Raw genomic sequence first — 19,417 nt, 5'->3', positions numbered from 1 at the left:
CCGCGTATTGGGGGTTCGAGTCTCTCCTCCGCTGCAACTTGTCAGCCATAAACCCCAGAACGATCCGGGACTGGCGGCTTCGGAATTTCCGGTTCGCTCGATGCTGGAGGCCGATCGAGCTTGGGGACCGCTCACGCCGCCAGGTAGTCGCGCCATACGCGCTTCCCGATCCGGTCGTAGACGATCATCGCGTCGACGAGGCGGGTGAGGTCGTCGGAAGGACCGAGCTCCTCCGGTAGCAATGGGTCGCGCGTTATTCTGCGGATTGCCTGACGCCCCAGGGTCAGCGTTTCCGCAGCGGCGGCGGACAGGTCCATGTCCGCAATGCTGGCCGCGCTGCGTTCTAGACTGGCGGCAAGCGCACGGTGTTGTGCGCGAAGTTCGTCGACTTGCCATAGGTCGCGAAACCGCGCCTCGCGCTCTGCGTCCAGATCGCGGGCTTCGACCAGCAACAGGGTTGGGGCCGCCTCGAGCCATGCCAGGCGATCGCGTGCACCTGCAGCTCCTCCGGCAAGATTGTCGGGACGGGCCCAGAGGTTGGTTTCGGCCTCTGCAAACCCCTCGAGCTCCAGGGCGCGGAGGGTCCTGCGCCAGGTTGTGCGATCGGCGCGTTCCGGCGGCCCGGCAACGGCAAGGAGCCAATGCCCATCCCAATCCCGGCGACCGGCGAGGCGCGTGCGCCAGCCGAGAATTCGCTGCTTTAGCGGCTCGGCATTGGCGCCGATCTCGTAGCGGCCGCGGGCTATGGCGCGAACCCGGCCTTCGGCTTTCAGTCGCGTCAGCGCTGTGCGGATACCCGGCGCCTCGATCCCGAAGGCGGCGCCTGCGCGAACGAGTTCGGCAACCGAGAAATCGGGCGGATCGCCGGTATCGAACAGGTCTAGGATGAGCGTGCGCGCGCTCATCACGGGGGCATCGCTTTCCGTCAATCGCATATTGCGCATTAAGTCCGATCCTGACAATATATGCAACATATAGGGAGTGAAGGAAGAGAGATGCTGCCGCTCGAAGGCATTACCGTAATCGATCTGACCAGCGTTGTCGCGGGGCCGCTTGCGACGCAGATCATGGCCCAGCAGGGCGCGCGCGTGTGGAAGGTCGAACCGCCCGAAGGTGACCGGTCGCGCTCGCTCGGCGCGGTCGCCGCGCCCGGGTTCAGTTCGGCGCACGTCACGCTCAACGCGGGCAAGCAGTCGGTCGGTATCGATCTCGCCCGCGCTGAGGGGCGGGCGCTGCTTCGTCGCCTCGTGCCGCAGGCCGATCTGCTCATCCATAATTTCCGTCCCGGCGTGATGGAGCGGATGGGGCTTGGCATCGATGCCCTGCGGGCCCTGCGCGAAGATATCGTCATCGCGCGGATCAGTGGCTTCGGGCAGGAAGGGCCGATGTCCGGCGCTCGCGCCTACGACCCGATCGTCCAAGCGGAATCGGGCATGGTCAGCTGGAGCGACGAGGGACCGGTGCTCGCTCCGCAATGGATCTGCGACAAGAATGCCGGGCTCTATGCGGCCCAAGCCGCTACGGCAGCGCTCTTCGCACGCGAGCGCAGCGGCAAGGGTGCGGTGATCGACATCTCCATGATGGAGGCGGCGGTCGCCTATGGCTGGATCGACCTGCATGGCGACCTCGCCTTTCCCGACAGCGCCTCGCGCATGCCCGATATCGCCGCGGTCTATCGCCCCTGGGCGACCGAGGATGGCTGGATCGTCGTCGTCATGCTGTCGCAGGCCGAGTTCGAGGGCTGGGTGCGCGTTATCGGGGCGCCAGAACTGCTCGACGATCAACGCTATGCCGACATGACCCGGCGCTTTCTCAACTGGGACGATCTGCGCGCATTCTGCGCACCGCGCATTGCCGCTCTTTCGACCGCGGAAGCGGTGGATCGATTGATCGAGGCGGGTGTCCCCTGCGGCGTGGTGAACCGGTCGCCCGCGCTCCCCGACCATCCGCAACTTGTGCATGACGGGTTCGTGGCAGTTACCGATCACCCGCAGGCCGGACGCGTTCGCCGCACCCGCGCCGTGGCGCGCTTCGATGGTGTACGATCCGGGCTCGACGCGCATGCGGCGCGCGTGGGCGAACACAGCCGCGCGGTGCTCGCCGATGCCGGGCTCGGGCCCGACGAGATTTCCTCCGCCTTGACCGGCGGCACCGCTCATGCACCGCAGGATGCCAATCTATGACCTTCCAGACCCTGTCCTATGCCACCGACGATCGCGTCGCGACCATCACGCTCGATCGACCGGAGCATTTCAATGCGATTGCGCATGGCATGCCGCGCGAAATTCGCGCCGCGGTCGAACAGGCGGAGGCCGATCCCGACGTCCATGTCATCGTTCTGCGCGGTGCCGGCCCGGGCTTCTGCGGCGGCTACGACCTCAAGCACTATGCCGAGCGCAAAGGGGCGGTCAGCGGATCGCAGGACATGCCGTGGGACCCGACGCTCGATTTCCAGATGATGTGGCGCAACACGCAGGACTTCATGGCCTTGTGGCGTGCGACCAAGCCGACGATCGCGCGGGTTCATGGCGCGGCTGTCGCCGGGGGCTCGGACATCGCGCTGTGCTGCGACTTCCTGATCATGGCCGAGGATGCGCGCATCGGCTATCCTCCCGCACGGGTCTGGGGCGTTCCGACCCCGGCGATGTGGGTCTATCGCCTGGGACCGCAGAGGGCCAAGCGGATGATGATGACCGGCGACCTGATCGATGGGTGCGAGGCCGAACGCATCGGGCTTGCGCTCGAGGCCGTACCCGAGGCCGAGCTCGACGCTGCCGTCGAGCGGCTCGTGGGGCGGCTGCGCGGCGTGCCCAAGAACCAGCTCATGATGACCAAGACCGTGGTCAACCAGGCCTATGAAAACATGGGTCTCACCACGACCCAGATGTTCGCCACGCTGTTCGATGGGGTCTCGCGCCATTCACCCGAGGGTATCTGGTTTCGAGAGCGCGCGCAGGAGGTGGGCTTCAGGCAGGCGGTCGCCGAGCGCGACAGTGGCGACCCGATAGCGAGCCAGGTGTCGAAGCGCCTGCCCGCCGACGATTGAGGAGAAACAGGATGACCGCGATCCAGCCGCTCGACAGGCTCGACACGCACGATGTGTTCAACCAGCCGCCACCGCTCGAAAACCTGAACCTGTTCACCGGTGACCGTGCGCTGGTCGAGGCGGTGACGCAGGCCGGTGCGGCAGATCATCGCGTCCGGCTCAGGGCGCTCGGCGAGCGTTGCGGTTCGGCCGAAGCGATCGAATGGGGTGTCGAGGCGAACCGTCAGACGCCGGTGCTCGAGAACTACGACCGCTACGGTCACCGCATCGACGAGGTGCGCTTCCACCCGGCCTATCACGAACTGATGCGCCTCGGCCTCGACAGCGGCTTCGCGGCAGCGGCATGGGACGGCACGGCACATGGCCATGTGCTCCACGCAGCGATCCTGTTCCTCACCGGGCAGGTCGATTCGGGCACGAGCTGTCCGATGACGATGACCTATGCGGCTGTGCCCGCGCTACGCTCAGATACCGCTGTCGCCGATAGCTGGGTGCCGCGCATCACCGCGGGGCGCTACGATCCGGCTTCCCGTCCAGCCTCGGATAAGGCCGGGGTGACCATCGGTATGGCGATGACCGAAAAGCAGGGCGGCAGTGACGTGCGCGCGAACACCACGCGTGCCGAGCCGACGGGCGAAGACGGCTGGTACAGCCTGACCGGCCACAAATGGTTCTGTTCGGCACCGATGTGCGACGCCTTCCTGACGCTGGCCCAGGCGGAGGGCGGGCTAACCTGCTTCCTCGTCCCCCGCTGGCTCCCCGATGGGACGCGCAATGCCGGCTTTCGCGTCATGCGGCTCAAGGACAAGCTCGGCGATCGTTCGAATGCCTCGTCGGAAATCGAATACCATGGCGCGCTCGCGCAGCGCCTCGGCCCCGAGGGGCGCGGGGTGGCGACGATCATCCAGATGGTCCAGCACACCCGCCTCGATTGCGTGATCGGCTCGGCGCAGCAGATGCGCGGCGCGGTGGCGCAGGCATTGTGGCATACGGCGCACCGGTCGGCATTCCAGAAGCGGCTGGTCGACCAGCCCGCGATGGCTGCCGTACTTGCCGATCTGGCTGTCGAAAGCGAGGCCGCGACCGCGCTCGGTTTTCGTCTGGCGCAGGCCTTCGACGAGGGCGATGCGCTGGCCCGCCTGCTCACCCCGATCGCCAAGTACTGGGTATGCAAGCGCGCACCCGGCCTGGTCTACGAGGCGATGGAGGCGCATGGCGGCGCCGGTTATGTCGAGGCGGGGCCGATGCCCCGGTTGTTCCGCCAGTCGCCGCTCAACGCGATCTGGGAAGGCTCGGGCAATGTCATCGCGCTCGACGTCCTGCGCGCGATCGCGCGCGAGCCCGAGGGGGTGGAGGCGCTGCAAGGCTTTCTTGGCGCGCAGCGCGGTCGGAGCGCCGCCTACGACGACTGGGTCGACGCGACCGATCTCAAGCAGTTGGCGCGCGAGGACACGGCTCGTCTGCTGGTCGAGCGCCTCGCGCTCGCGGCGCAGGCGGCAGTGCTGCTCGGGCAGGACAATCCGCTGGCGGAGGCCTTCTGTCGCTTGCGGCTCGGGCCCCGCGGGGCCGCCTATGGCGCGTTCGATGGCGCGATCGACACGCGCATGATCCTCGACCGTGCGATGCCCGCATCATGAGCGTGTGCATCACCGATGAAGACGCGGTCCGCACGGTCACGATCGATCGGCCCGATTGCCGCAATGCCGTCGACCCGGCAACCGCCGATGCCTTGCGAGAGGCGTTCGTCGATTTCGAGGCGGACGATTCCCTGGTTGCGGCGGTACTGACCGGTTCCGGCGGACATTTTTGCGCGGGTTTCGACCTGAAGGCGGTGGGGCAGGGCGATGCTCCCTACGAACCCGAGGGCGTCGGATCGATGGGACCGACGCGCATGCTGGCATCGAAACCCGTGATCGCCGCGGTCGAGGGCTATGCGGTGGCAGGAGGCCTCGAACTCGCCTTGTGGTGCGATTTGCGCGTCGCCTCGCACAGCGCCGTTTTCGGGGTGTTCTGCCGCCGCTGGGGCGTGCCGCTGATCGATGGCGGAACGGTGCGCCTGCCGCGGGTGGTCGGCCAGGGCAGGGCACTCGACATGATCCTGACCGGACGCCCGGTCGACGCGTGGGAAGCGCTGTCGATGGGACTCGCCAACCGCGTGGTCGAAGAGGGCAGTGCGTTGGCATCGGCCCAGGCTTTGGCGGCGGAAATCGCCCGCTTTCCCTCGCGGTGCATGCGCACCGACCGCATGTCGGCCTATCGGCAGTGGGATTTCGATCTCGCCAAAGCCCTGCGCTTTGAGGGACGCGAAGGCGCCGAACCGTTGCGCTCGGAGGCGGTGCTAGGGGCCAGCCGTTTCGCCGATGGTGCAGGCCGCGGCGGCCGGTTCGACTGAGCGAGACAGTAATCCGAAAGACATGGGTGGTCTAATTCGCGGGGTTTCGTGGCGTACGCCCACTTCGCACCATTAGGGGCCCGTAATCCCGGGAGTGGGCGTCTCGAAAGAGACGCCGCCCGCCTACGCCCATCGCGCGCCGATCGACTGTGGTAGCCCTACCTAAGTGATTTGCCGACTTGAGGCCGTTGAAGAGTTATGAGCAGATAGGTCAAGACCCAGGCCAATGGTAACAGTATTTTTACTGATGCCCCATTAACCATAGCTTTGCTTCGGAGTGGCATTTACTGGCCTAGTGGAGGCAAAAGTGGATTTTTGGCAGCGCATTGACAGGATGATCGGGTTCGAATCCGACAACGAAGTCAATGTTGCTTTCAGTCGTGAACGGGTCAAGTCGGTCCGCGCCGTCATCCACCTCTATTACCTTACCATTCTCGCCTCATTTGCCGGCTTTGCCTGGATCTATCGCGATCTGACTGTCACAAAGATCGTCGGAGCCATTATTGCTGTTGCGGTCCTCTTACGCTTTCGGCACTGGACCGCGCCACCAGCCGAAGGGACGACTGAAGACGTCAATCCGGTCGCTGCGAGGCTCACCGGGCTCATGGTCGTTCTTTTGTCGATCACGCAGGCCACCTTCTACGTCATTTTGGCACTTGCCGAAGCAGAACGCTTTCCCGGTGATCTGCGGTGGGGGCCAGTCCTTGCAATCGGTGTGTTGACTGCCCTCATTCAGGGCGCCGCATTGACGGGGATAATTTTTGCGTCGCGCGTGATTTTCTTTCTTTTCGTCCTGCCGCTTGTCCTGACCGTCCTTTATCTCTTCGCCGGCGAGAACTTGCCTGCATCACTTGCGGTAGTCCTGCTGGCCGCCGTCAGCCTCTATCTGAGTGAGGTCAGCCACCGCATCCAGCTGCGCCTGTTCAAGGCGCAATACGATGCCGACCAGGCGCTCGTCAGCATGGAGAAGACCAATCTCGAACTGGTCAATGCCCGCCGCCAGGCCCAGCGCCAGGCGGAAACCGACGGGCTGACCGGCGTTCGAAGCAGGTTCGCCTTCATCCGCGATGTCGAGGCAAAACTCGCCGGCGGGCAATCGGGCCTGTTGGCAGTGATCGACCTCGATCGTTTCAAACCCATCAACGATCTTTATGGTCATCATGCGGGCGATGTCGTCCTGCGCCATGTCGCCCGGCGACTACGGCGCTCATTGCCTCAGGGGGCGGTCGTCGGTCGCCTGGGTGGGGACGAATTTGGCCTGTTCCTGGCAGGCGTGTCATCCTCCGAAAAGATCGGTGAGTTGGTGGCGCGGTGCGATCACGCCCTTGCCCAGCTGCGCAAGCCGATGCGTTTGGCGAATGCCCTGGTCAGCATTGGGGGCACGGCCGGAGCACGCGTACTGGGGAGCGATGCGGCCGACGTCGGGCGGGCCCTGCGCGATGCAGACGCCGCGCTATATGTCGCGAAGCGCGAGGAGCGAGAAACCACCAAGCTGTTCGACGATGAAATCCGCGGGGAAACCGCCCGGCTCCGGAGTATCGAAGCCGATCTCATGAAGATCGGGACGATCGAGCAGATGTCGCTTGCCTACCAGCCGATCGTCAACCTGCGGACCGGCGAACTGTCCTCGTTCGAGGCGCTGGCGCGATGGCATCATCCTACCGATGGTGAAATCCCGCCTTCGCTATTCATTCCTGCAGCGGAAAGGCTGGGGCAGATCAGCGAAATTACCCTCGCACTTCTGGAAAGGGCACTCGAGTTCGCCGCCGACTGGGAGCCGCCGTGTCGTCTGTCCTTCAATCTCAGTGCCGCGCACATCTGTAGCGAAGAGGCCGCTCGAGACATTGTCGAAGTCATCGACCGCTGCCAGTTTCCGCCTCATCGGCTACAGTTCGAAATTACCGAAACGGCGATGATGGTGAATTTCGAAGTGGCGCGCGCGAACATCGAGGTTCTTCGGGAAGCCGGCTGCCGGATCGTGCTCGACGATTTCGGCGCCGGCTTCGCCTCATTGATCTACCTGCGGGAAATCAAGTTCGACAAGGTGAAGATCGATGGCTCGCTAGTCCGCAATGCTCGCGAGCAGCAGGGCCGCGACATGCTACGCGGCGTAATCCGGATGATCGAAGCGATGAAACTGGAATGCGTGGCAGAGTTCATCGAAACGCTTGCCGACCGCGATGCAGCCCTCGAGCTCGGTGCGGAATTGGGTCAGGGGTTCTATCTTGGCCGCCCACTCGACCGGCAGGGTGTCCTTGAATTATTGAAGCGACATCGCGAACCGCAATCGAAAAATGTTCGCAGCCTGATTACCCGACAACTCGGCAATGAAGACAATCAGGCCAAGGCGTTGTTCGATCATCCGCGGCCCAACTCGGGGACCGGTCGAAGTTGAACCCGAAAGGGTTTCGTTTGGATCGGCCGCCTTTCGCTTCGCGAGGCGATCCCGGCGGTTATTACGAGAAATAGCTGGCTTCATGGACTTTGGCATGAAGCCCATTTGGTCAAGGACGACCTAGCGCAGCGATGAACCTTGATTGCATTGTCCGCGTCGAGTGTCGAGATGCGCAGTGCAAAGGTCCCCGAGAGGCCGTTTATCGCGCGTTCAGCCGGAGTTTGACCATGGATCGGCCGTGCCGGTCGCGGTCACGGCTCGGCCGTGGCTCCATCTATGATCTAGGTAAACTGAACTTTAGTTTCTGTTTTCACCATGCTCGCTCCTTATGCCCTGAGGACATTGGACTACGCCCCGGGGGCGGCATTGAAAAGTCAGCTCCGCTCAGGAAACGAGACCAGGCAGAGGCCGCCATCTCAGTCGGGTGCCAGCGCAGCCCAGGTGTTCTTGCCCACGATGCCGTCGGCATAGAGTTTCTTCGATTTCTGGAAATTGACCACCGCCTGTTTGGTCTTCGGGCCGAAATCGCCGTCCGCAACCACACCGAGCAGCGCCTGCAGTTCCTTGACCGCGTCGCCACGATCGCCCTGGCGCAGCAGGGGACGCGGCGAAAGAACGTGCGATCCGCCCGCTGCATGGAAGCGATAGGCCGCCTCTAGCTTGTCGTCATATTTGTTTGCGCGGTAGGCGGGTCCGTTATAGCCCCGCGCGAAACCCGCCCAGTCGCGACGGATCAGCTCGTCGTCGAGGTTGTTCTTCTTCACGAAGGCGACGAAGGCATCGAGCTGCGCGGGCTCGCCCGAGACCATGGCGGCCACGAAATCCTCGACATTCCGAAATCCGCAGACGCGATAGTTGTCGCCCATGATCTGGAAGGCACCCCAGCTCGCAGAACGCAGGGCCGCGTCGCGATCGAGCGCGATCGCTTCGCCCAGACGATCGTATTCGGCTTCCCTGCCCCTGTATCCACCCCATTTCCGGTTTGAGATCGCCGGGTGGGTCGCGTCGTGCTTGTGGCCTGTAAGGCGCGAGAAATAGTGCCGTTCGAACAGGATCTTGGGACGCTTGTCCGCCAGGAAACCGCCGCGGCTCTCCACGTCGATGACCGCACGCACCGCGGCCACCTGGCAGCCGATCTTCCTGGCGGCATTCTCGATCGCCTCGTCGTCCAGCGGCGTGGCCGGGCCTGCAAACTCCAGTGGCATGTCTCGTCTCCCCCGATCCATCCCCCGCGCGGAGATGGAAATGCGCCCCTCCGGTGCCGGATTGCCGACATGGGCGCTGCTCTAGCCGGGCCCCGAGGCAGGGTATAGGACGCCTACGCCATCGCCCGGCGCCCCGTCATGGCGCTCGACATCGGTGTAGGAAAATGCTTCCACGCGCGGCGAGGCATGGGGATCGGTAATTGGCTGAACTTTCGCATATCGACGGGCAGGGCCGGGCGCGGATGGTGGATGTGGGCGACAAGCCGGTCACCTCGCGACGCGCCGTGGCTTTTGGCGAACTCGTCTGCTCGGCGGATACCCTCGCCATGGTCCGCCGCGGGGATGCGCCCAAGGGCAGCGTGATCGCAACGGCGGAACTTGCCGGTGTGATGGCTGCCAAGCGTACCGCCGATCTCATCCCCTTGTGTCATCCGCTGCCGATCTCGCACATCGAGGTCACGATCCGCATCGACGAGGCGCTGCCCGGTTTCGCGGTCGAAGCTACGGTGCGGACCGAGGGGCGAACAGGGGTGGAAATGGAAGCGCTGACAGCGGTTTCGATCGCCTGCCTGACGCTTTTCGACATGCTCAAGGCCGTCGACAAGTCGATGACGATCGGTTGTGTGCGCGTGATCGACAAGGAAGGCGGACGGAACGGAGGCTGGCGCGCGCCGACTGGCTGAACCGCCGATCGCGAGTGAATCAGCGGCGGCGCCAGACCGCGAGCGCGTCGCCTTCGCGAATGACAGAGCCCTCCGTGCCAACTGGTTCCTGCGCCCCCCCGGTGAGGAAAGCGACCATCTCGGTATCTTCGGCCGACACGCTGGCGAGCGTCCGTGCACCGGCCGGCGTCCGTGCGACGATGACACCCGATTGCGCAGAACCGTCGCGGCCATAATACATGGTGTAGCTTTCGATCGTCGCAGGACCGGTGTAGCCCTCGTCGAGCGGGGGAACCTCGCCGCGGCGGGCATCGGCATCCGCCTGATAGTCGAAGTCCTGCGGGAAGGCGGCTCCGGTCGATACCCCGGATAGCAGGATCGTATGGTTGTGCGTGGCATAGCCGCCGTTGGCGAACAACAGGCCCTTGTCTTTGGTCGCGCGCAGCTTCCGAACCATCGCGACGACCGCGTGACTCATGTAGTTTCCGATCGGACCGCCGCCGAAGGTGAGGCCGCCGAAAACGGTGGCGGGCCTGTCGAGCGGCCAGCCGAGAACGCGGCGGGCCATCTTGGGCACACAGGGAAAGCAGCTGTAGAGTTCGACATGGGCAAGATCGCTGGTGGCAACGCGGTTCAATTCCATCGTCCATTCTATCGACGTCGCGAGGCTGGGCGAGGCGTCGTAACGGTCGCGGGCAAGGAAATTGCCGCTCTCGTGCGCGGCGGCCCCGTGGCCGATCCAGACCATGCGATCCTCCGCAATGCCACGTCGTCGTGCCTCGGCGAGCGAGGTGACGATGAAGCCGGCCCCTTGATTGACCGAGGAATTGGCCACCTGCAACTTGGTGTAGGGAAAGGCGATGGGGCGGTTGCTGTCGGAGGGGGAGGTGATTTCCGCAGCACTGACGGGTGTGCGAATCCAGGCTCCCTCGCTGGCGGCAGCAACTTCGCTCATCAGCGCCCAGATGGCGCCGCTCTCGGCCTGTCCCTCGGCAAGTGTCTGGCCATAGGCCGCGCGCCCCGCGTTTTCGTAGAGCGGGTAGACGTCGGTCGGCACGACCAGGCCGTAGCTTTGTGCATAGCCCCGACGCACGCGATGGGTGGCGTCGCGCAGCGCGTTGGGCCTTTCGCCGTCGCGGCGTTTCTTGAGCGCCGCGAGCTGCCCTGCGTTCCGCAGCGCCTCGCCACCGGTGATGGCGCAGATGAGCGCTTCACCCCGCCCGATCCGGTTCGCCGCCTCGTGCAGGAGCAAGATCGGACTGTCGCCATTCGGCATTGCGGTCTGCATGCAGTGTGAAGGCGCAATTCCAAGCCGCTCTGCCACAGTGCCATCGACGGGATTGAGCTGAGGCCACGCGAGCTGCGCCACGACGGAAAGCGAGTCGCAATCCTCCAGCAAGCCGCCGCCGGCATCGGTGTCTGCGCGGCGCAGGGCCTCGACCATCAAGCCGACCGGATCGAGCCCGTCTCCCGCTTGTTCAGGTCTGTCGTTGATCTGGCCGACGCCGACGATGACCGGGATGTGTTCCGGGGACGGTCCGCTCACGCATTTCTCCTCTCGCCAGTCAGGCTTAGCGATCGAGTTTCATGCCGCAACCCAAATTCGGGTGTGCGGGCCTGATGCTTCCGCATCGCCGCGCCGGATAGCAAGAACTTGAGAGTCGTGGCGTGTGGTCTGTCAGTGGCAGGCCGTTCAGCTTGCTTTTTGTGTAAATGCCGCAGGGAGGCATTTACCAAGCTGTGAGACTGATCGCCTATGGCCGAATCATGCGATGGGCCCTGCGCTTCCTCTTTCCGGCGAAAAACATGCGCGAGCAGCGCGAGCAGGTCCTCAGGACGTTTGAGAACCTGCGCAAACAGATTCCGCTGCTCTACGCCGTCACGTTGGTCAATGCGGTTGGAGTGCACCTGGCGACAGGCGGGAACGCCTTCGAATGGTTTTCACCGTTAACGCTGCTTGGCGCCCTTCTCTTGTGGCGGATGATCTTCTGGATCGTTTTTCAGCGGCCGACGCACGAATTCCGTGTGGCGCGGCGCGAGCTGGTCAAGATGGTCTGCTTCACCGCCTTGCTGGGTGTGGGCTTTTCCTTGTGGGTACAGTCGCTTCTGACCCAGTATCCGGACAAGTCGCTGACCATACTGCTCTATAGCCTGCTGGCCGCTCTGGGCGCTGCTTACGGGCTCAGCAGTTTCCCGAGAGCTGCGCTTCTGCCGCTCATCATCATGGGTTTCCCGCTGGCCGTCCGCGTGTTCCTGATGGAAGGGCATGCCGCGAAGGGCATCGGCGTCAGCCTGGTTCTCGTGTTGGGCCTCTTTACATGGCTCTTGCAGGTGCACAGCCGCGCGCTCACCGGCCTTGTCAGCGGACAGATAGCTCTCGGTCGTGAACGCAACCGCGCGGTCGCTGCCGAACTCGAGGCAGTCAAACGGGCCGACGAAGATGCCCTGACTGGACTGGCGAACCGGGGGAGGCTGGTGCGCGAAATTCGCGACCACCTTGTGCGGGGACCGGGTCCGGGCGGGGGCAGCGTTCTGGCTATCTGCGATCTGGATGGATTCAAATCGGCGAACGATGCTTTCGGCCATGCTGCCGGTGACCAGATCCTCAAGGAATTCGCTACTCGCCTGCAGCGTGAATTTGCCGACCGGGCTCTCGTCGCGCGTCTGGGCGGCGACGAGTTTTCGATCTTCTGGAAGGATGGTCTGTCGGGCGACCAGATCGAGGAAGTCGGCAGCCGGGTCTGCGAACTCGCGAGCAAGCCGGTTGCCTGGGACGGGAAGGAACTGTCGGTTGGCGCCTCCTGCGGACTGACCGAGGCCGGGCCTTACACCTCGTCCGAAAGCGAGTTCTTCCGCCAGGCGGATTCGGCCCTCTACAAGGCGAAAGCCTCGCTACGCGGGCATTGGCATCTTTACGACCAGCCGCAGTTCGAGGCTGACCAGCGAAGAGCAAACATCGAGAAACTGATCCTTTCCGGCAGCGCGGCCGAGCAGATGTACGTCGTGTTCCAGCCGATTTTCTGCGTCGAGACGGGTCAGCCTGTCTTTGCCGAAGCGCTGGCGCGATGGGACAGCCCCGATCTGGGCCTCGTCGCACCCGACGAATTCATTCGCATTGCCGAGAAACTGGGTGTGATCGACCGGCTGAACGAAGATCTCCTCGACAAGGCTCTCACCTCGGTTGCCGATTGGCCGACAAACCTTGCATTATCGTTCAATCTCAGTGCGATGCAACTCGGCCGTTCTGCTTCCGCCGAACGGATCCGGGATATCGTCAGGGCTCATTCCCTGCCTCCCGAACGCGTCCAGTTCGAGATTACCGAAACCGCGCTTCTGACCGATCTCGAACATGCGGCGAAGGAGCTCAAGAAGCTTTCGGGCTTCGGCTTCACGATCGCACTCGACGACTTCGGATCGGGCTATGCTTCGGTTTCCTATCTGACCGAACTGTCGTTCGAAACGATCAAGCTCGACGGCTCGCTGATCGACAATGTGCTCGAAAACGAACGCGCGCGGCAGATTCTCCTCGGGCTCGTAGACTTGTGCCATGCTGCGGGCGCACAATGCGTCGCAGAACACATCGAAACCGCCGACCAGTACCGGCTGGCGCGCGCAATGGGCTGCGACTTCGTGCAGGGTTTTTGCCTGGGCAAGCCGACGACGAGCGAAAAGATGCTCGAAGCGCTGGGACTGGAAGGCGGGCCGTCGCGATCGCCCCTGGGGCGCGCGACAAAGGACTGATCGGGACCTCGAGGACCTCGTTGTGGCGTCAAATTGGAGCGGCGTTCGACGAAATTGGTCTGCGCGCTGGCCCTTCTCTTGTACCTGGCGGCACTATCCGGCGTTGTCGGTCGAACAGGACCGGCTCGTCCGCCCTCCTTAGCCGCGCGGGGACGCGAACGCTTGGGTCGCCTTGTCCTGCAGGGTTTGCGGCGTGAGGACCTGCGGCAGGATTTCCGCCTCCTCGCCCGGCATGTAGAAGAGATAGAACGGGATAGAGTTCCGCCCGTGGCTCGCCAGGAAGCGCGTGATTTCCGGATCCTGCCGTGTCCAGTCGCCAGTCAGCGTTACCACGCCGCTTTTCGCGAAGGCCGCCCTCGTGGCGTCGGTATCGATGGCCACGCGTTCGTTGACCTTGCAGACCAGGCACCAGTCGGCCGTGAAATCGACGAACACCGGCTTGCCCTCGCTACGCAGCTGCGCCAGTCGCGCGGCACTGAAGGGTTCATGTCCCGCCGTCCGGGCGACGTCCGCCGCTGCGGTAGCGGGCGGCGCCGGGAAGCCGTATCCGAGCAAGGCGGCAAGCGCGACCATCGCCGGGACGAACGCCGCCCAGCCACGCTGTCCGCGTCTTTGCCGGGATCCGAACCACCAGAACGAAATTGCAAACAGCGTGGCGACAGCGAGACCAAGCGCCATGCCATCCACGCCGGTCTGTCGTCCGAGGATCCAGACGAGCGCCAAGGCAGTCGCGAACATCGGAATCGAGAGGACCTTGCGCAGCGTGTTCATCCATGCGCCGGGCTTCGGCAAGCGCCGCCGCGCCGCGGGCACGAGCGCGATCACGAGGAAGGGTAGCGCCATGCCGAAGCCCAGCATCGCGAACACGCCAAGGGCAGCGGCGGCAGGGAGAACCAGTGCTGCGCCGAGCGCTCCGGCCATGAACGGGCCACTGCACGGCATCCCGATGACCGCGGCCAGCGCCCCGGTCGAAAAGCCGCCCAGCCAGCCGCCCCTGTGCGTACTGCCCGCGACGAAAGCTGGAACCGGCAGCTCGAACAAGCCCGCGAGGTTGAGCGCAATCGCGGCCGTCAACACGATCAGCACCAGAATGATCCCTGGCGACTGGAGCTGGAACGACCAGCCGATCTCCATCCCCAGTGCGCGCAGGCCGATCAGCAGGGCACCGAGCGCCACCGCCGTGAATATCGTGCCTGCGGCATAACCAAGGCCTTCCAGCTTGGCCGCCTGTGAGCTTGCTCCACTCTTCGCCAGGGACAGCGCCTTGAGGCTCAGGATGGGGAATACGCAGGGCATGAGGTTTAGCAGCAACCCACCGATGAGCGCGCCCATCAACGCAACGCGGATAACGCTTGTGGAGGGAGTATCGGGGCCTCCCTCACTCGCCGGATCGACCGCCGGAACCACCTTATTCGGCGCCTGAATTGCGGCCGCTTCCCCGGCCGGGATCTGTTCCTGCGCTGCCGGTTCGGATACGGTCGCACTGGGTGCGGGTTCGCCGACAGGCGCAACCTCGCCGCGTCGGGCCGAGATCGCGTAGCTTGTCCCGCCGCGCGCGGACACGACGCCGTTGAACGTGCTGCGCGGAGCCTCGCCTGCTGCGGGGACCCGAACCAGCGTCCGGCCTCCTGCGTTGCTTACCTTCTGAGGGGCGTCGCTGGCGAACCATCCGTCGTCGGCCGGAAAGAGATGGGCCGAAGCCGATGCTCTGATCGGCAGCGAAAAAATCCAGTCCGAACCCGCACGCCTATAGCTGGCGCCGCCCACCGTCTGCGGCAGGGCACTGCGGCCGGCTGCCACCACCTGGGCGCCGGCCTTGTCCCTGGCTCCGTCGCCAACCACCAGTTCGGCGGAGAGGGTGGCACGTTCGGGCACGCACAAGGTGTCGGAACAGACCAGCCAGTCGAGCGCAACGCTGATTGGAATCGCCGTCCCTCGCGCCAGCGTTTCGGGGACGCGCATCGTCGTCAGCAATGTGAAGGGGCCATGGTGCACATAGCTCGCGATGCCCTGGACATCGAGTAGCTGCGGGGCCGGATGCCGCAATCCGGTGAAAGTCACGCCTTCGGGTGCCTGCCACTTCGCCGTAACCGGCAGGCCTGCCTCGCCCGGATTGGACCAGTACCCATGCCAGCCGCGTTCGGGACGCATCCGGATCGCCACCGTGACCGCTTCACCCGGTCCGGGAGACCGCGTCTCGAACGCCAGTGAGGGTTCGATCTTGCGCCGATCCTGTGCCTGTGCAGAGCCGGCTGCGACGCCCGTGACGCTGGTCAGCAGGACCGCCAGAACGACGATGAAACGATACACGATGGCCATGCGGATCAACGCCCCGCGTGCTTCGCGTTGAACTCTCGGGCGAGCGCTACCCCCTTGGTCAGACCGGAGTAATCGATTGCGCCGGGCACGAAGTAGGGGCCGATCAGCAGGGCGGGGGTGCCCTGCAGGCCCATCTGCGCCGCCTGCATGCCGGTGCGCCCAATCACGGAATCGATATCGCTTTCATGCGCTTCGAGATCGCGCTGCAAGCGGGCCCAATCGACGCCTGCGCGATCGGCGGCAGCGCGGATCTTCGCCGAGTCCAGCCTGCCTTCGATGCGCATCAGCTGATCGTTGAATTCGGCATGCTTGCCCTGCCATTGCGAGGCGATGGCGGCACGCGCCGCCTCTTCCGACGCGGCGCCGAAGATCGGCCAGTCGCGATAGACGATGCGGACCTTGCCATCCTCTTTGGCCAGTCGCTCCAGTTCAGGGTGGACCTTCCGGCAGTACGGGCATTGGTAGTCGGCATAGCTTATGATCGTGACGTCGTAGTCCGCCGGTTCGAACTTCGGGGCGATCGGATCATCGGCAATCGCGGCGCGGGCGGCCATGGCCTCGCTGCTCGCGGCGGCATCCTGTTCGGCCTGGCTGTGATCGGTGTCTCCAGTGCCCTGCGCTTCGCCGGTTTGGGCAACAACGAGGACTCCAGCGCCCAGCAACGCGGCCGAAATTGTCGCTATCAGCGGCCATTTGGCCATGGTCATTCTCCTTCCAGATCGTTGATCTGCGCCGCCAGTGCGGCGCGTGAAATCTCACCGACATGCGTCGCGACCAGCTGGCCCGAGGCGTCAATGAAAAGCGTGGTCGGCAGTGCGGCATTGCCCAAGGCACGCGTCGCCGATGCGGGTGGATCGAGCAAGACAGCGGAACCGGGCACCCCATTCGCAAGCAGATAGTTGCGCACCAATTCACCGTCTTCACCCTGATTTATCAGCAGGATCGGAACGTCCGAATCTTCCGCCGCTTCGGCCAGCATCGGCAACTCGCGGCGGCAGGGAGGACACCAGGTCGCCCAGAGATTGATGACCACGGGGCCATCGGCAAGCTCGTCGATCGTCACCTGCCTACCGTCGAGGCGGGCAAGCGACGGCAAGTCCGGCAGGGGCCGCGGGTCCTGCTGCAGCAAGGCGGAGCCGGCAAACCAGGCGGTACCGAACAGTGCCAGGGCCGCGAGGCTTCGGTGCATCACTGCCGCAGGTCGTGCCTTCCAGATCAGGACCACCGCAGCCGCGAGGAACCCGGCCCAGGCATTGAAGCCGCCCTGCCAGAACGCAAAGGCGGAGGCCCAGTCGCGGGCGAAGAGATCGCGGTACGTCAAAACGAATGCCACGCGTGCGACGACGAGCCCTGCCAGGATTGCCAATCCGGTAGCGGGGCGAACCCGGCCTGATGCCTGTGCTGCAATGCGATCCATCGCGAACACGAATCCGACCAGCAGCGCCACTGCCAGCAGGCGATCGGTCGCAAAGGCCAAGGGTCCGAGATTTACGATACCGTCCATGTACAGGCTTTCTTGTCCAGCCAGCTTAAGTCTGCCTTACGTGCGTCCTTAAGCCTGTCCTAAGCTAGCGGGACAAAGGAGGTCGACCATGCGAATCCTGGTGATCGAGGACGACGAGATTTTGCGCGAGGGGCTCACGGAGGGTCTCGCGCTCGAAGGGCATACCGTTGATGCAGTCGCAAGCTGCGGCGACGCGCGCGAGGCGGCTGCCGGCTTCGCGCATGATGCGATCGTGCTCGACATCGGATTGCCCGACGGTTCCGGCCTCGACCTGCTGCGTGAATGGCGCAGGGCGGGGCACGACACCCCGGTGCTCCTGCTGACCGCCCGCAACATGACCGAGGATCGCATCCAGGGGCTCGATCTGGGCGCAGACGATTACATGGGCAAGCCCTTCGATCTCGCCGAACTGGCTGCGCGCCTGCGTGCCATGGCGCGGCGCGGTGGGGGGCGCGCGGAAGCAATCCTGCGGTTCGGTAAGCTTGAGATCGATCCCGCCGCCCGCAGGACCACGCTCGACGCGGTTCCGATCAACCTTTCGCGGCGCGAGTTCGCGGTTCTCGAAACGCTGGCCCGCAGGCCGGGCCAGATCGTCTCCCGAAGCCGGATCGAAGAGGCGATTTACGGCTGGCAGGAAGAGGTCGGCTCCAACGCCGTCGAAGTCCACATCCACAAGCTTCGCGGCAAGCTGGGGGCGGATACGATCGAGACCGTGCGAGGGCTGGGCTACCGGCTTCGTTCGGATGGATCGGCGTCATGAGGTCGCTGCGATGGCGCCTGTTCCTGCTGGTCGCGGCGGCGACCGTGCTCGTCTGGTCGCTGGCCGCGGGCTGGACCGTGCTGAGCGCACGCGCCGATGTGGAGCGGGTGCTCGACCGCCGGCTGCAAGAGGCGGCGGTCATGGTCGCGTCGTTGGGCTTTGCCGATCGCCCGACCGAGGCAGTCCTCGCCGATCCCTCGCCATTGCCGATCCCCACCTACGAGCGGCAGCTTTCCTGCCAGGTGTGGTCGCTTTCCGGTCGCCTTCTGGGTCTGTCCGAAAGTGCCCCGGCACAGGCTTTGTCGAGCGGAAAACCGGGCTTCAGCGAGCCAGTCATCGATGGCACGGCCTGGCGCGTCTATACCTATGTGGATCCCGAATCGGGCGTCCGGGTGATGGTCGGCGATACACAGGTCATGCGCCGCCGCCTCATCGCCAATCTGCTGAAGGGGCTCATAATTCCGGCGATGGCCGGGCTTGCCGCGCTGGCGGCGCTATTGTGGATCGGCCTGGGCAGTGGGCTCGCGCCGGTCCGCCGGATCGCCTTTGCCATCGCCGCGCGTGAACCCGACGACCAGCGCCCGCTGGATGTCGATGACGTCCCGCAGGAGCTGCTGCCGCTGACGCAGGAAATTGACGAGCTCTTCGCCCGCATCGCTCGATTGCGCGAGGGGGAGAAGCGGTTTCTGGCGAGTGCCGCGCACGAGATGCAGACGCCGCTTGCCGGGCTGCGCATGCATGCCGACCTTGCCCTGCGCGCGCCCGACGAGGAGACCCGGCAGCGCGCGCTTGAACGCATCCGCCAATCGGTCGATCGCACCGCCCGGCTGGTGCGGCAATTGCTCGATCTGTCACGGCAGGAATCGGGCCGCGCCCCGCAACCCGCAAATTCGCTGCTCGGTCCCGCAGTGGATATCGTTTCGGAAGAGCTGGCACACCTTCTCGAACGGCGTGGCATTACCCTCGACCTGTCCGAGGAGGCGCGCGAACTTGCTGTCCCCATCGATCAGGAAGCGCTGATCCTGGCCTTGCGCAATCTGATCGAGAATGCCGCGCTCCACGGCCCGGAAAACTCCAGGGTGGCGATCGGCCGGGATGGGGGCGGCTTTTTTGTTGCGGACGAAGGAAGCGGGATCGCACCCGAGGATGTCGAGGCCATGCTCGAACCCTTCGCGCGGGGCAACGACACCGGTCTGCCGGGCAGCGGCCTCGGCCTGGCAATCGCCGCCTCGGCCCTCGCTCCCGAGATGGAGCTGGAGTTCGACCGGACCGACGACGGATTTCGTGTCCGCGCCCGCACCGTCATGCCAGCGGATTGATCGCCGGCGATTACCGGACTGGAAGCGGGAAACCTCATCCGCAGGCGCCAATTCCGCGAAAATTCCGACCGATT

Annotated in this window: 15 protein-coding genes; 9 read left to right on the top strand and 6 right to left on the bottom strand. The window is 64.6% G+C overall.

Annotated features, from left to right (window positions below; genetic code table 11):
- Positions 1–131: 131 nt before the first annotated feature.
- Complete coding sequence (locus tag ACEQZ0_RS04590) at positions 132–935, bottom strand: hypothetical protein (protein ID WP_370188832.1); 804 nt, start codon at positions 933–935, stop codon at positions 132–134.
- Between the two features lie 60 nt (positions 936–995).
- On the opposite strand from ACEQZ0_RS04590, the gene ACEQZ0_RS04585 reads away from it, so the two are divergent.
- The 5 genes from ACEQZ0_RS04585 (at position 996) to ACEQZ0_RS04565 (ending at position 7,833) form a co-directional block, all read left to right on the top strand.
- Positions 996–2,183: a CaiB/BaiF CoA transferase family protein gene (locus ACEQZ0_RS04585; protein ID WP_370188830.1), complete on the top strand. Its 1,188-nt coding sequence runs from the start codon at positions 996–998 to the stop codon at positions 2,181–2,183.
- Positions 2,180–3,046, top strand: a complete 867-nt coding sequence (locus tag ACEQZ0_RS04580; RefSeq protein ID WP_370188828.1) for a crotonase/enoyl-CoA hydratase family protein — start codon at positions 2,180–2,182, stop codon at positions 3,044–3,046. Before ACEQZ0_RS04585 ends, ACEQZ0_RS04580 begins: the two co-directional genes overlap by 4 nt.
- Positions 3,047–3,057: 11 nt before the next feature.
- The gene (locus ACEQZ0_RS04575) at positions 3,058–4,683 is read left to right on the top strand and encodes an acyl-CoA dehydrogenase family protein (protein WP_370188826.1); all 1,626 of its coding nucleotides are present in this window, start codon (positions 3,058–3,060) and stop codon (positions 4,681–4,683) included.
- The gene (locus ACEQZ0_RS04570) at positions 4,680–5,438 is read left to right on the top strand and encodes a crotonase/enoyl-CoA hydratase family protein (protein WP_370188824.1); all 759 of its coding nucleotides are present in this window, start codon (positions 4,680–4,682) and stop codon (positions 5,436–5,438) included. Before ACEQZ0_RS04575 ends, ACEQZ0_RS04570 begins: the two co-directional genes overlap by 4 nt.
- A 307-nt stretch (positions 5,439–5,745) precedes the next feature.
- Positions 5,746–7,833, top strand: a complete 2,088-nt coding sequence (locus ACEQZ0_RS04565) for a putative bifunctional diguanylate cyclase/phosphodiesterase (protein WP_370188823.1) — start codon at positions 5,746–5,748, stop codon at positions 7,831–7,833.
- A gap of 416 nt (positions 7,834–8,249) precedes the next feature.
- Here ACEQZ0_RS04565 and ACEQZ0_RS04560 read toward each other — a convergent pair whose 3' ends face one another.
- Entirely contained in the window at positions 8,250–9,038 is a 789-nt protein-coding gene (locus ACEQZ0_RS04560) for an N-acetylmuramidase domain-containing protein (protein WP_370188821.1), read from the bottom strand.
- Between the two features lie 200 nt (positions 9,039–9,238).
- Here ACEQZ0_RS04560 and moaC point away from each other — a divergent pair, with 200 nt between their 5' ends.
- The gene (gene moaC, locus ACEQZ0_RS04555) at positions 9,239–9,721 is read left to right on the top strand and encodes a cyclic pyranopterin monophosphate synthase MoaC (RefSeq protein WP_370188820.1); all 483 of its coding nucleotides are present in this window, start codon (positions 9,239–9,241) and stop codon (positions 9,719–9,721) included.
- Between the two features lie 19 nt (positions 9,722–9,740).
- Here the strand turns inward: moaC and ACEQZ0_RS04550 are convergent, their stop codons facing one another.
- The gene (locus ACEQZ0_RS04550; protein ID WP_370188818.1) at positions 9,741–11,246 is read right to left on the bottom strand and encodes an acetyl-CoA acetyltransferase; all 1,506 of its coding nucleotides are present in this window, start codon (positions 11,244–11,246) and stop codon (positions 9,741–9,743) included.
- Between the two features lie 221 nt (positions 11,247–11,467).
- On the opposite strand from ACEQZ0_RS04550, the gene ACEQZ0_RS04545 reads away from it, so the two are divergent.
- Positions 11,468–13,441 (top strand): putative bifunctional diguanylate cyclase/phosphodiesterase, encoded by a 1,974-nt coding sequence (locus tag ACEQZ0_RS04545; protein WP_370221230.1) that lies wholly within the window; start codon positions 11,468–11,470, stop codon positions 13,439–13,441.
- Between the two features lie 138 nt (positions 13,442–13,579).
- On the opposite strand, the gene ACEQZ0_RS04540 is transcribed toward ACEQZ0_RS04545, so the two are convergent.
- The 3 genes from ACEQZ0_RS04540 to ACEQZ0_RS04530 are packed head-to-tail and all read right to left on the bottom strand — an operon-like array spanning position 13,580 to position 17,207.
- The gene (locus ACEQZ0_RS04540; RefSeq protein WP_370188814.1) at positions 13,580–15,760 is read right to left on the bottom strand and encodes a thioredoxin family protein; all 2,181 of its coding nucleotides are present in this window, start codon (positions 15,758–15,760) and stop codon (positions 13,580–13,582) included.
- Positions 15,761–15,765: 5 nt separating this feature from the next.
- A complete protein-coding gene (locus ACEQZ0_RS04535) occupies positions 15,766–16,461 on the bottom strand; it encodes a thioredoxin domain-containing protein (RefSeq protein ID WP_370188812.1) in 696 nt (231 codons plus the stop codon).
- A gap of 2 nt (positions 16,462–16,463) precedes the next feature.
- Positions 16,464–17,207, bottom strand: coding sequence for a prolipoprotein diacylglyceryl transferase family protein (locus tag ACEQZ0_RS04530; protein WP_370188811.1), 744 nt, complete (start codon positions 17,205–17,207; stop codon positions 16,464–16,466).
- Between the two features lie 145 nt (positions 17,208–17,352).
- Between ACEQZ0_RS04530 and ACEQZ0_RS04525 the strand changes: the two genes are divergently transcribed.
- Positions 17,353–18,024: a response regulator gene (locus ACEQZ0_RS04525; protein WP_370188809.1), complete on the top strand. Its 672-nt coding sequence runs from the start codon at positions 17,353–17,355 to the stop codon at positions 18,022–18,024.
- A complete protein-coding gene (locus tag ACEQZ0_RS04520) occupies positions 18,021–19,343 on the top strand; it encodes a histidine kinase dimerization/phospho-acceptor domain-containing protein (RefSeq protein ID WP_370188807.1) in 1,323 nt (440 codons plus the stop codon). The genes ACEQZ0_RS04525 and ACEQZ0_RS04520 overlap by 4 nt, the downstream gene beginning before the upstream one ends.
- The last annotated feature ends 74 nt before the right edge of the window (positions 19,344–19,417 follow it).

The organism is Qipengyuania sp. (assembly GCF_964227205.1).
In the GTDB taxonomy this organism is placed as follows: Bacteria; Pseudomonadota; Alphaproteobacteria; order Sphingomonadales; family Sphingomonadaceae; genus Qipengyuania.
The sequence above is the reverse complement of the archived record's forward strand: the minus strand, read 5'-3'. Positions and strand labels throughout refer to the sequence as shown.

Bases quoted from the DNA above. Each gene is read 5' to 3' on its own strand.
- ACEQZ0_RS04590 (WP_370188832.1), bottom strand. From the start codon at position 935: ATGCGATTGACGGAAAGCGATGCCCCCGTGATGAGCGCGCGCACGCTC.
- ACEQZ0_RS04585 (WP_370188830.1), top strand. From the start codon at position 996: ATGCTGCCGCTCGAAGGCATTACCGTAATCGATCTGACCAGCGTTGTC.
- ACEQZ0_RS04580 (WP_370188828.1), top strand. From the start codon at position 2,180: ATGACCTTCCAGACCCTGTCCTATGCCACCGACGATCGCGTCGCGACC.
- ACEQZ0_RS04575 (WP_370188826.1), top strand. From the start codon at position 3,058: ATGACCGCGATCCAGCCGCTCGACAGGCTCGACACGCACGATGTGTTC.
- ACEQZ0_RS04570 (WP_370188824.1), top strand. From the start codon at position 4,680: ATGAGCGTGTGCATCACCGATGAAGACGCGGTCCGCACGGTCACGATC.
- ACEQZ0_RS04560 (WP_370188821.1), bottom strand. From the start codon at position 9,038: ATGCCACTGGAGTTTGCAGGCCCGGCCACGCCGCTGGACGACGAGGCG.
- ACEQZ0_RS04545 (WP_370221230.1), top strand. From the start codon at position 11,468: ATGCGATGGGCCCTGCGCTTCCTCTTTCCGGCGAAAAACATGCGCGAG.
- ACEQZ0_RS04540 (WP_370188814.1), bottom strand. From the start codon at position 15,760: ATGGCCATCGTGTATCGTTTCATCGTCGTTCTGGCGGTCCTGCTGACC.
- ACEQZ0_RS04535 (WP_370188812.1), bottom strand. From the start codon at position 16,461: ATGGCCAAATGGCCGCTGATAGCGACAATTTCGGCCGCGTTGCTGGGC.
- ACEQZ0_RS04525 (WP_370188809.1), top strand. From the start codon at position 17,353: ATGCGAATCCTGGTGATCGAGGACGACGAGATTTTGCGCGAGGGGCTC.
- ACEQZ0_RS04520 (WP_370188807.1), top strand. From the start codon at position 18,021: ATGAGGTCGCTGCGATGGCGCCTGTTCCTGCTGGTCGCGGCGGCGACC.